Annotated in this window: 12 protein-coding genes, 1 tRNA gene and 1 pseudogene; 8 read left to right on the top strand and 6 right to left on the bottom strand. The window is 38.7% G+C overall.

Annotated features, from left to right (window positions below; translation table 11 throughout):
• Positions 1-191: 191 nt before the first annotated feature.
• Positions 192-1205, bottom strand: a complete 1014-nt coding sequence (trpS, locus tag LXF01_RS12070; RefSeq protein ID WP_180007457.1) for a tryptophan--tRNA ligase — start codon at positions 1203-1205, stop codon at positions 192-194.
• A 202-nt stretch (positions 1206-1407) separates the two neighbouring features.
• On the opposite strand from trpS, the gene LXF01_RS12065 reads away from it, so the two are divergent.
• Together LXF01_RS12065 and ypfJ are read left to right on the top strand one after the other, a co-directional pair.
• Complete coding sequence (locus tag LXF01_RS12065; RefSeq protein WP_180007458.1) at positions 1408-2334, top strand: DUF808 domain-containing protein; 927 nt, start codon at positions 1408-1410, stop codon at positions 2332-2334.
• Positions 2335-2380: 46 nt separating this feature from the next.
• Complete coding sequence (gene ypfJ / locus LXF01_RS12060) at positions 2381-3286, top strand: KPN_02809 family neutral zinc metallopeptidase (RefSeq protein ID WP_180007459.1); 906 nt, start codon at positions 2381-2383, stop codon at positions 3284-3286.
• Between the two features lie 57 nt (positions 3287-3343).
• On the opposite strand, the gene LXF01_RS12055 is transcribed toward ypfJ, so the two are convergent.
• Positions 3344-3901: a hypothetical protein gene (locus tag LXF01_RS12055; RefSeq protein ID WP_168379229.1), complete on the bottom strand. Its 558-nt coding sequence runs from the start codon at positions 3899-3901 to the stop codon at positions 3344-3346.
• A gap of 219 nt (positions 3902-4120) precedes the next feature.
• Between LXF01_RS12055 and LXF01_RS12050 the strand changes: the two genes are divergently transcribed.
• From LXF01_RS12050 to LXF01_RS12040, 3 genes and pseudogenes are all read left to right on the top strand, one after another.
• Positions 4121-5620, top strand: a complete 1500-nt coding sequence (locus tag LXF01_RS12050; protein WP_180020652.1) for a cation:proton antiporter — start codon at positions 4121-4123, stop codon at positions 5618-5620.
• Positions 5621-5743: 123 nt separating this feature from the next.
• A pseudogene (locus LXF01_RS12045) lies at positions 5744-6176 on the top strand (transposase); the annotation flags it as partial.
• A gap of 333 nt (positions 6177-6509) precedes the next feature.
• Positions 6510-6827: an MGMT family protein gene (locus tag LXF01_RS12040; RefSeq protein WP_180115395.1), complete on the top strand. Its 318-nt coding sequence runs from the start codon at positions 6510-6512 to the stop codon at positions 6825-6827.
• A gap of 105 nt (positions 6828-6932) precedes the next feature.
• Here LXF01_RS12040 and LXF01_RS12035 read toward each other — a convergent pair whose 3' ends face one another.
• Both LXF01_RS12035 and LXF01_RS12030 read right to left on the bottom strand, forming a co-directional pair.
• On the bottom strand, positions 6933-7373 hold the full coding sequence (locus LXF01_RS12035) for a universal stress protein (protein WP_078189919.1): 441 nt from the start codon (positions 7371-7373) through the stop codon (positions 6933-6935).
• Positions 7374-7667: 294 nt separating this feature from the next.
• Positions 7668-8084, bottom strand: coding sequence for a hypothetical protein (locus tag LXF01_RS12030; RefSeq protein WP_233944425.1), 417 nt, complete (start codon positions 8082-8084; stop codon positions 7668-7670).
• Between the two features lie 167 nt (positions 8085-8251).
• Between LXF01_RS12030 and LXF01_RS12025 the strand changes: the two genes are divergently transcribed.
• The 3 genes from LXF01_RS12025 to LXF01_RS12015 all read left to right on the top strand — a co-directional run bounded on the left by LXF01_RS12025 (position 8252) and on the right by LXF01_RS12015 (position 9410).
• A tRNA-Met gene (locus LXF01_RS12025) sits at positions 8252-8328 on the top strand.
• Between the two features lie 268 nt (positions 8329-8596).
• Positions 8597-8992 (top strand): transposase family protein, encoded by a 396-nt coding sequence (locus LXF01_RS12020; protein ID WP_233944424.1) that lies wholly within the window; start codon positions 8597-8599, stop codon positions 8990-8992.
• Positions 8940-9410: a transposase family protein gene (locus tag LXF01_RS12015; RefSeq protein WP_233944423.1), complete on the top strand. Its 471-nt coding sequence runs from the start codon at positions 8940-8942 to the stop codon at positions 9408-9410. The genes LXF01_RS12020 and LXF01_RS12015 overlap by 53 nt, the downstream gene beginning before the upstream one ends.
• A 101-nt stretch (positions 9411-9511) precedes the next feature.
• Here the strand turns inward: LXF01_RS12015 and LXF01_RS12010 are convergent, their stop codons facing one another.
• Entirely contained in the window at positions 9512-11137 is a 1626-nt protein-coding gene (locus LXF01_RS12010) for an NAD+ synthase (RefSeq protein ID WP_233944422.1), read from the bottom strand.
• A 374-nt stretch (positions 11138-11511) separates the two neighbouring features.
• Positions 11512-12024: a hypothetical protein gene (locus LXF01_RS12005; RefSeq protein WP_442781342.1), complete on the bottom strand. Its 513-nt coding sequence runs from the start codon at positions 12022-12024 to the stop codon at positions 11512-11514.
• Between the last annotated feature and the right edge of the window lie 19 nt (positions 12025-12043).

The following is a 12043-nucleotide window of genomic DNA, read 5'->3' as shown; positions in this document are numbered from 1 at the left end:
TGTTATGAATTTAGGTATTCCTAAAACATAAATAGATAATAGAGTGAACGGTCAGTCATTTCATTGGTGTTCACGTTAAGTGATGTTACCTAACGTTAAAACTAAGGAGATTTTGTGAATACCTTCACAAAAAAGTGCCTATAAAAAAGCCTTTCACATTGGAAAGGCTTAATTTTATAGAATTTTTAAATTTAGAAGTGGAATACACCCAGTCCAGATTTAATTTCATCTAACGTTTGTTGGGTAATATCACGGCATTTATCGGTACCGGTTTTTAAAATATCCATGATGTAGTCAGGATCTTTTTGCAATTCTAAACGGCGTTCACGGATCGGGCCGATGAGCTCTTTTAGCACACCCTCAAGACGCTTTTTCACAGTACCATCGCCTAGACCGCCACGACGATAGTGTTCTTTTAATTCTGCAACAGCATCTTTATCAGGGTCGAATGCATCGAGGTAAGTAAATACGACGTTACCTTCAACTTGACCTGGATCTTCAATGCGTAAATGATTTGGATCGGTATACATTGCATTAACGGCTTTCTTGATATCTTTATCAGTCGCGTCAAGCACAATAGTATTGCCCAAAGATTTAGACATTTTTGCTTTACCATCAAAACCTGGCAAGCGGCCGACATTAGAGAGTAAAGCTTTACATTCAGGAAGTACGTCACGACCAATTTGACGGTTTAAACGACGAACAATTTCATTGGTTTGTTCAATCATTGGAATTTGATCTTCGCCCACTGGAACGACAGATGCTTTAAATGCTGTAATATCGGCAGCTTGAGCCACTGGATAGCATAAGAAACCTGCAGGAATGTCACGCTCAAATCCACGCATTTGAATCTCAGATTTGATGGTTGGATTACGCTCTAAGCGAGAAACCGTCACAAAGTTCAAATATAACATGGTCAATTCATTCAATGCTGGTAAGCATGATTGAACGCAAATCGTGGTTTTGGTTGGGTCAATTCCTACAGCAAGATAATCGGTTGCGACTTCAATAATATTGCGACGAACTTTTTCGAAGTTATCGGCATTATCAGTTAAGGCTTGAGCATCAGCTAAAAGGAGATGTTGATGATGCGAATCTTGTAAACCTACACGTGAACGTAAAGAACCTACAAAATGACCTAAATGTAATTGTCCAGTCGGACGGTCGCCAGTCAAAATCACTGGACGATTATCTTGAGTACTCATTATCTGTTCCAAAGTGGTAGTCAAAGCTACGGCTGATTTTCAAAGAATGTCCCCATTGTACGGCATTCTATTTTTGATTGTTACTGACACAGCACAATTGACTGAAAAATGGGTGAATATTTTGTTAATTATTAAAAAACTAAATACAATTTTAGCGTTAAATAGAATTAGAATATTAAAAAATGCCTAAAGGATAAAAATAATGGCGAGTAGCTTATTAATCTTACTTGATGATATTGCAACTGTGTTGGATGACGTTGCTGTGATGAGTAAGATGGCAGCCAAAAAAACAGCGGGTGTCCTTGGAGATGATTTAGCACTGAATGCACAACAAGTCAGTGGTGTCCGTTCCGATCGTGAACTTCCTGTCGTTTGGTCTGTCGCCAAAGGATCTTTTGTTAATAAATTAATTTTGGTTCCGGCTGCTTTATTGATCAGTGTGGTTGCACCTTGGCTGATTACACCGCTTTTGATGATTGGTGGTTTGTTTTTGTGCTATGAGGGTGTGGAAAAAGTCCTGCATAGTTTGCATCATAAAAAAGCCAAAACAGAAGAAGTTGCTCGTGAAGAGATGACCCATATTGAAACGGATTTGGTGACTTTTGAAAAAGAAAAAGTCAAAGGTGCCATCCGGACCGATTTTATTTTATCTGCTGAAATTGTGGTGATTTCATTGGGTACGGTTGCAACTGCGGCATTTGGGACTAAGGTCATGGTGCTTTCGGTGATTGCAATTATAATGACCGTTGGTGTTTATGGTTTTGTCGCGATGATTGTCAAAATTGATGACTTAGGACTTTATCTCACGCAACAAGCATCACAATTTAAAAAGACCGTTGGACAAGGTTTGTTAGCATTTGCACCTAAGTTGATGAAGACATTAACCATTGTAGGTACGATTGCCATGTTTTTAGTGGGTGGTGGCATCATTACCCATGGTGTGCCTCTGCTACACCATTTTATTGAAGGCTCTGTGGATTATGCAGAACATATTCCTACAGTTGGCAGTATTGTGGGTGCATTAACACCGACTTTAATCAATTTAGTGACAGGTTTTATTGCAGGTTTAATCGTGCTGTGCGTCGTGTCTTTAGTTCAAAAAGTATGGCCAAAGTCGCAAAAGGATTAATCTGTAAACGCACGGATATCAACTATTTTATATAAGGAAGATCACTATGCGCTGGAAAGGTCGAAGAGTTAGTTCAAACGTAGAAGACCGTCGCGGTGGTGGCGGTGCAAAAGCGGGTGGTATCAGTATTCTCGGTTTGGTTGTAGCATTTGTTGCGTGGAAGTTTTTTGGTGTAGATCCGCAGCAAGCTTATCAGGCGACTAAACAAGTGACTTCACAGGGTCAAACGGCTGAAGTCAAAGGTTTGGATAATCCAACACCTGAACAACAAGAAGCGATGGATTTTGTTGGAACGGTTTTGGCCGATACGGAAGATACATGGACTAAAGTCTTCCAAGAACAGTTAAATGCCCAGTATAAAGCGCCTAAATTGGTCATGTTTAATGGTGTGGTCAACTCGGGTTGTGGTACAGCACAAGCTGCAATGGGGCCGTTTTATTGCCCAGCAGATCAGAAGGTCTATATTGATACTGCATTCTTTAAAGATATGCGTACGCAAATGGGCATCACGGGTGAACAAAATCAAACTGAATTGAGTCGTCAAGATCAGGCGGGTGATTTTGCGCAAGCCTATGTGGTTGCCCATGAAGTTGGACATCATATCCAAACGATTTTAGGTATTTCTGAGCAAGTTCAGCAGGCGCGTGCGCAAGCGTCTAAAGCTGAAGGTAATCGTTATTCGGTCATGCAAGAACTACAAGCAGACTGCTTTGCGGGTATTTGGGCGCATCATAATCAACAGCGTACCCAATTTTTAGAGCAGGGTGATGTAGAAGAAGCGATGGACGCTGCACATAAGATTGGTGATGACTATTTACAGAAAAGTGCAACTGGGCAAGTGGTCCCAGATAGCTTCACGCACGGCACCAGTGAACAACGTATGAAATGGTTCCAGACAGGGTTGAAATCAGGCAATATCAATAGCTGTGATACCTTTAACCAAGCCATTTAAAACAAAAAAAGGAGGATGCAAACATCCTCTTTTTTTCATTGAAAAATAGATTGAAACTTATTTATTAAGAAATGATTTAAAGTTTCGAACAATACGATAGCTGACATACAATGCGGCAAATGCGAATAAAGCCACGCCAAAAACAGTATATTTAAGGCCCGAAATATCGTTTTGATAGAACTGTTTTAATTGGGCATCGCTATAGCGTAATTGTTGTTTTTGTCCAGTGCGGCTATTGGTGAAACTCACATTTTGGATATATTGAAATTGTCCAATTTTGAGTAAATCGAGGTGTTGAATTTGTCTGGTGTGTTGCTGATTGAATTCATCGAGACAAATATCTTGTGCATAGTTTTCACAATTCAGTTTGGCAAGATAACCATTATTCGCCAGCATGATAAAAATCGCACGATCGGGTGATTCATTATTGGAGACCAAAACCAATTGTTCTTTGGGCGTTGAATCCAGTGAGATCGTTTTTGCCTGACTAAAATAGTGCTTAGCACGTAAAATTTCCTGTGTCTTGCTATAGCAAGTGAGGATCAGGGCCGCCGTAATGATAAAGATCACAGCCGCAAAAAAGAGTCGAAAAACAGTTTTAATAGTCTGATGCATAGGAGAAATCATGTAGATGATGAGAATGCATAAAATCTATGCAGGCTTGCTATGTTAAATGATCTTGATAAAAGATGTGAAAAAAACTGAATTGATACACGGAATTTAGATAAAATTCGTTAGAATATTTTATTTCCAAATACTAAAAAATTTAGTATTTATTTTAAAAATACCTATATCTCACTCTGTAGGCGACACAGCACCAAAATTGGGAACGAAATGGGAAATTATTTTTTTCTACAGGTTTTTACCGTTATTTTTGCACTTTCGATTGCAACCACGATTTTTAATAAACGTATCTTGGGCTTTCCACAAGCCATAGGTGTTCCCATTGTTTCTGCAATTTTTGTCTTTATTTTGCAATGGGGCGCAAGTCTACTCAATGGCAATCAATTTGTGACGATTAATTTACACAATATTGAAGAGGCCGTTCGTCATATCGACTTTTATGACTTTTTAATTAATGGCGTGATTTGTTTCATTTTGACTTCATCAGCCTTGAAATTTAAAGTTTCCGATTTACGTCTGCATTGGAAGCCGATCAGTATTTTGGCCAGTATTGCCTTGGTACTTTGTGCGGTGTTTTTTGGTGTTGCCTTATATGGTTATCAGTTCTTAATTGGTCATCATGTTGATTTATTGGTGTTGTTGTTATTAGGTGCGGCTTTGGGCGCAACCGACCCGATTGGGGTGAAAGGTGTACTAAGTTCGGTGCGTGCGCCACATCACTTAATAGTCAAACTAGAAGGCGAATCCCTCTTTAATGATGCCATGTGTATTGCTGTGTTTATGACTTTACTCAATGTTTTGCAAGGTGAACATTTTACCGTCATTGGTACGCTTGAAACACTGTTATATGAAATTGTTGTTGCAGTCATTATTGGCTGGGCATTCGGTTTAGGGATTTTACGTTTACTCCGCGGTAAACATGAAATGGAATCCTTGATTTTAACGACAGCATTATTGGCATGTGGATCTTATCTCGTGGCACTCTTCGCACATGCATCTGCACCTATTGCATGTGTCATTGGCGGTTTGATTGTTGGGAATAAATGGAAAGAAATTTTACAAGATCGTGAAATTCGTGAAGTCAATCATTTTTGGCATACGGTGGAAGGGATCATCAACTCCTTCTTATTTACCCTGATCGGACTTGAGTTATTTATCTTAGATTTAAGTATCAGTTTGATTTTAGGTGGTATGGTGGCGTTTATCATTTTGCATGCATCGCGCTTTGCAGCAAACTATTTATCTTTTGCATTCTTCCCAAGTTTCCGCAAAAAAAGTTACAACGGTAGCCTTGCCATCTTATCGTGGGGTGGGGTTCGTGGCGGTATTTCATTGGCCTTAATCCTTGCTGTTGCCAATATTCCTGAACTCAGTGAATACAGCAGTATTTTGATTGGATATACATTTATTGCAGTCTTAATGTCGGGCCTCGTGTGTGGCCTAGGTTTACCCGCTGTGATGAATGCTTTTTATTACAACCCGAATGAAGAAACCAAAGGTTTCAAAGGTTGGTATCAAAGAATGTGCCATAAAATGAATAAAAAGGGTTTCCAATATATCGTGGGCGAAGATATACATGGTAATGAAACCATCACGGTATATAACCCAGAAGCATTAATAGATACCAAAGCGGATGATGGTGTTGCTGCTGTACATAATCCAGAGAAAGTGCAAGAAGTTCGTCGATTAGAAAACCCCGAAAACTTCTAAATTGCTTTGTTCGATTTAAAAAAAGGAAATGCTTGAGCATTTCCTTTTTTTTATTTCTAGCTGTGTTCCATCATGAAACAGCAAAATGTGGGAAATTATGACTGGTCATTCAGCAGGAGATAAAAACATATTGATATTGCGATTAGCTATCAAAAAAGTTCTGATGGACTACATCTACTTGTTGACTCTATAGGTTTGAAGTTATTAGCTGAAGGTGAATCGAAACCTAATAAACATCAGTCTGAAGGTCGACGACAATGGCGTAAACTTCGTATTGGTATAGATGCTGAAAACATTGCAAACATGGACAATTCAGCTCATGACAACAATGTCAGCAGTTCATAAGTACTAGAAAACTTACTTGCATAAATTTCACCTAGTGAGCCAATGAATTCTAGCTATACCGATGGCGCATATGACACAAAATGCTGTAGGCATATCATTTCAGATTTATAAGCACTCTAGTCATTCCTCAAAGAAAAAATGCGAAACCATGAAAAGACAAAAAACTGTGGCTTTGGGAAGAAATGAATTCTTAAAGACAGTCCGACGTGTAAGGTGTGCCGTCATGAAGCTTTTAGTCACATCATGATAAAGTTTATTTGAAGTTCTGCTTTAAATGACGCTGTCTTTTTGCATAAGAAATACGATATCTCGCCATGTTTTTAATTGCATAAATGCGCTCTCTACCAAGGGGCGATATTTATACAAATGGTTGTCATAGCCCAAATGTGTCGATAAAGTTGAATTTCTCACATTGAAAAATACTGATGTGACCTTGAAAGATTTACTCGATCACAACCAATTACTGTACTAATCTGTAAAAATTAAGTATTAATCAAAGAGAACCTTAGGGTTCTCTTTTTTGATGCGACTCAAAGGAGCTCATGTGAAGCAGAGTGATGAATTGGCAACGCAGATTTTGTCGGTTATTCAATTGATACCGCAAGCGAAGATTGCCACTTATGGACAAATTGCCAAATTAGCGGGTTTACCGAAGCATGCACGGCTAGTTGGCTATGTGCTTAAGCATCTAGATGCAACATCAACGATCCCATGGCATCGGGTGGTCAATGCGCAGGGAAAAATCAGCACGCAGCGCTGTAATGAAAAAGGCGAAAATATTCAGCAATTGAAATTGGCAGCTGAAAATGTCTTTGTAGTGAATGGACGCATCTCATTGAAACAATATCAATGGATACCTTAAAAAATCCTTGCCTTAAACTTAGCGTTTTAATTTTATTATTGATGAAGTAGTCAATAAAAAGCCCTCTAGGATCAGAAGGCTTTTTTAAGCTATAAATCTAATGGCTTATTTGCGTACAACCAAAACAGGAATGTCTGAAGCACCCAGTACGCTTTGAGCTACGCTGCCCAAGAAGAATTTTTTGATCCCAGTACGGCCATGTGAACCAATAATAATCAAGTCCGCATGTGTTTCTTCTGCAGCTTTAACCAGTTCAGTATGCACTACTTGACCTTCAAGTAAGCGAGTTTCAACAGTGACACCTTCAGTTGAAAATTTCGCTTTTGCTTCTTCAAGTGTATTTAAAATCGATGCACGAGCACGTTCAATTAAATCATTGGTTTGCGCTGCTGAAATATACTCTGCAGCAATATATGGATCGAGCGTCAGTACTTGAACCACAGTAATTTTACTGCCAAAAGTTTTTGCAAACTCGACAGCTTTAGCCACCGCAGCATAAGAAGTTTCTGAACCGTCCACTGGAACTAAAATATTATTTAAAGCCATCTTATTTCTCCTTATCTGATCAATTGAATTTGGATGGAAAAACCTGAAAAAAAGCGCTACTTACATTGATCATAGTTTCATCATACGCTTTTTTATTTGGGAATAAAACCAAGTAAATTCATAAGGATATTGCGAAATTCGCAATAAAAATATTGCAAAAATATAGACTTGTTTTCACCTCGCTTAGCGATAGCAAAAATGCTCAATAATGTAAGCAGCTATGTCTAGGTTGTAAGACAATTTGGTGCTGAAAAAATTGAGCCTAGATGAATTCATCCAACAGCAGACATGGTTTTAATCACACTGTTTCTCTTGCTCTGTCAGGGTAATATGCAACGCTTGTTGCTCAAGCAAGCTTAATTTATGCAACGCATCTTCAGGGAAGATCTGTTTTTGCAGGCGTTGAATTTGTCGCGCTGATAAATGCTGATTGGCACAATACATCGCAGCTTCATTGGCGCGAGCAACACTGACTAATTTCTCCTGATCATTGAAGTCGAGACGAATGATAGGCTGCTGTGCTCGGCTAAGTTGAGCCATGCTGCGCTTTTGTTGCATGCTCAATAAAGGCTGTTTATTAATCCAAGTCGCCACATCACGTCGCACACCATTATAGTCAACAAAAAAAGGCGAAACGATTTGGCAGCCATTGAAGGTCATGACAGCTAGGCTGAGGGTCAGACAGGCTTTTTTTATCGAATTGAATTGCATGATAAAACTCTAATTTTTAATCAAAAAATATAGTAATTAGGGCTAAAAATAGCATGATTTGCTTAAATAGTAACATCTTGAACTTTGCTTGTTTAAACTCTGAACAATTGCATACAAAAATGCTTGACGATAATGTGTGAAATCTAGATAATGCCACCACAGTTTACGGCTATGTAGCTCAGTTGGTTAGAGCACCGCACTCATAATGCGGGGGTCACAAGTTCAAGTCTCGTCATAGCCACCATTTTTATAGACCAAGCTCTCAGCTTGGTCTCTTTTTTTGTGCCTAGAAAAAGTCAAATAGATTGAAATAATTACAGCACTAATAAAATGATCTATTTACGATGTTTATTTAAAATTAAAAGTGAACTCAAATCTTTAACTGTATTATTTGATGGCCTAACTTTTGAAATACACATCTCAATTAAGCCTCTTTCATAAATCAAAAAACGAACAGTCTCTTGCTGATTATTTGTACCGAAGAATTTTAAATATTCATGCATAATCTGCGGATGAAATATATCGATTCAAAGAAGCTTTCTGAAACACAGTTTAAGCGATACACCGGCATATCATGGTCAACCTTTGATTTAATGATTGAACAACTGAAAATGCATGTTCCTGCTAAAGGTAGACCAACTAAATTGAGCATAGAAGATCAAATCCTTCTGTGCTTAAGTTATTGGCGCGAATACCGAACCTTGTTCCATGTTGCAACAAGTTATGGTGTGTCAGAGCCGACTGCTTCAAGAATTGTCCGTCATGTAGAGGACTGCCTGATCAAGTCCAATTTATTTAATTTACCGAAGCATTTGCCTGAGGGCGAAGGCATCGACTGGAACGTGGTGATTGTTGATGCCACAGAAATTCCAATACAAAGACCTAAAAAAACAGAAGAAAAGCTATAGTGGCAAAAAGAAGGCACATACTTTCAAAGTCCAGGCCATCATTCATTATAGAACTCAGCAAATTCTGAGTTTATGCACTGATCGTGGTGCTGTACATGATTTCGAACTCTTCAAACGAAACTTACATCAGATTCCGGCAGGTGCCTTTATCTTTGCAGATAAAGGCTATCAAGGGATTTACGCAGTGTATCCAAATAGCTTGTTGCCATTAAAAGCAAAAAAGCGCTGTAAATTGGATCCTGAACTAAAAATCTATAATCAAGAAATCAACAAAAGAAGAATTGGGGTTGAGCATGTATTTGGTAGTTTAAAAACTTTCAAAATCCTTGCCGAGCGATATCGTAATCGAGGAAAAAGACTGGGCTTAAGATTCAATTTAATTGCGGGAATCTATAATTTAGAGCTGAGCAAAAAATGAATTATGAAAGAAGTCTATTATTTTTAACTTTTACTACTGCATATTTTGCGCCTGTAAAAAAGCCCAGTTATAGAACTGGGCTTTTTAATTTGATCGAGTAATTAGATACCCGGTTTCCAACCATTCACGATCGGGTAGCGACGTTCACGGCTAAATGCACGTGAGCTGATACGTGGACCGATCGCGCCTTGGCGACGTTTGTATTCGTTTAGATCAACCAAACGGATGACTTTTTTCACCACTTCAGCATCAAAACCTTTAGCAATGATGTCATCTTGGCTCATATCTTCTTCGATATACGCATACAAGATGGCATCCAATACTTCATATTCAGGTAATGAGTCTTGGTCTTTCTGATCTGGGCGAAGTTCCGCAGAAGGTGGACGAGTAATTACACGTTCAGGAATCACCGGTGTTTCTGAAATGCTGTTACGGTATTTTGCAAGTTCAAATACAATCGTTTTATAAACGTCTTTAAGAACCGCAAAGCCACCGACCATATCACCGTACAATGTGCAGTAACCAACAGATAATTCAGACTTGTTCCCCGTAGAAAGGACTAAATTGCCGAACTTGTTCGATAAGGCCATTAACAATGTACCGCGAGAACGCGCTTGTAGGTTTTCTTCAGTCGCATCAGTCGGTGCAGCGCCAAAGAAAGGGAATAAGGTTTGCATAAAGCCATTCACAATTGGATTGATTTCGGCAATACCAAAAGTTATGCCCATATTCTTGGCTTGTTCAGCCGCATCTTCAACACTGATTTGTGCAGTATAAGTATATGGCATCATGACCGCTTGAACTTTATCGGCGCCAATCGCATCGGCAGCAATCGCTAAAGTTAATGCTGAGTCAATACCACCAGATAGACCTAAAATCACACCTGGGAAGCCTGAACGTTGTACGTAGTCACGTGTTGCGATCACAAGGCTTTGGTAGATTTCAGCCATGGTATTTAATACAGGCGTGATTGCACCTGTTTTAAAGGCTTTTTGTTCAGCATCGTATTCTGCGATATATAGATCTTCAACAAAACTCGGTGCTTGCAATGCAACTTCACCTGAATTGTTCATCACAAAGCTTGTGCCATCAAAGACAAGGTCATCTTGACCGCCGACTTGGTTACAGTAAACCAAATTGATGTTCAATTGTTTGGTCAATGCAGCCATTGTTTCAATGCGATGCTGTGGTTTACCAACTTCATAAGGTGAAGCATTCAACACCAAAGCGGTTTCAACATTTAACTGAGCAAGCTGTTGAACCGTTGGTAAAGCCCAAACATCTTCGCAAATCAACACACCAAACTTATGACCTAAATATTCAAAGACAAGGTGTTGATGACCCTCACTGAAATAACGTTTTTCATCAAAAACGCTATAGTTTGGAAGATTTTGTTTGTTGTAAATCCCGAGAACTTGACCATTTTTCATGACAGCAGCAGAGTTATAGCGCTGACCATCTTCAGTTTGATTTACAAAACCAAAGACTAAAACGATGTCCTTAACGTTCGCCAATTGTTCAAAAGCTTGCTGTGTACGTTTATTTAAACTTGGACGTAATAATAAATCTTCAGCAGGATAACCAACTGTAGAAAGTTCAGGAAAAACAATAATATCTGCGTTCTGTTCTTTTGCAGCATTGGCTTGTTGAAGCATTTTTGCTGCGTTTGATTCTAGATTACCAATATGCGGAGAGAACTGAGCAAGTGCAATTTTAAAACTATTCATTCCAACTAAATCCTATTCCTATAGGTGAATACACTTAACACACTGATTTGTATTATTGTGATTATTCAGCGAGTGTATTTAGATACGAAAAATACTGCCGAAAGGCGAAAACAAAACACCATCATCGTATGATAATTCACTTGTTTTGATGCAAAGCAAAAAAATAAGGTGAACCTATTTTATCTGAATTTAAGCGAGATACTAGAGGTATTCATAGCTTTTAAAAGCCTAGCTGAGCTTATGTGCCATAAAGTAAATATTAATGCTGTTTTTTTGTACTTAAAATAGCGTCAATGGTCGAGCAATAGCGTGAAATAGAATGATCTGGCGATATTCAATTTATCTATAAATATTCGTCAAAGAGCATTGATGCTTTACAGCTCAATTTGATGAACAAGTTCTGGATATAAAATAATATTTTTAATTCGCATTAAATAGATGTCACGAGCAATGTCACCTTGTTGCTCAATGTTGTAGTCAAAAAATGCCTTGTGTGGTTTGAGGGTATAGCGGTAAGGATTATATTTTTTAAAACTAAAGAAATACGCCATCTGTAAAACAGCACCCCGACCCAAAACATTGATCTGCTGCTGGTATTGATAAACATGGGCCATCTCATGAATAAACAGGGCGCGATATCCTAAGGACGCTTTGGCATAGTCCGCTTTAAACAGTAAATTTCGTGCATGGATATACCCCTGAGGCGCCATGACCACATGCGCAGATTGCCAAGGAAAAAAAGGGTGATTCATCACTTTCACTTGCTCATATTGAATCAAATCCCCAAACACACTGCGACACATGGATATTTCACCTGCCGTGAGGGATCGATATTTAAAACCTTCAAGTTTTAACAGTCGGATGAGTGTAGGAAAGAAGGGCAACATGATGAAAAGTTTCTAGAGT

This window comes from Acinetobacter sp. SH20PTE14 (assembly GCF_021391555.1).
Classification (GTDB): Bacteria; Pseudomonadota; Gammaproteobacteria; order Pseudomonadales; family Moraxellaceae; genus Acinetobacter; species Acinetobacter amyesii.
This window is presented reverse-complemented; position numbering and strand designations above follow the sequence as displayed.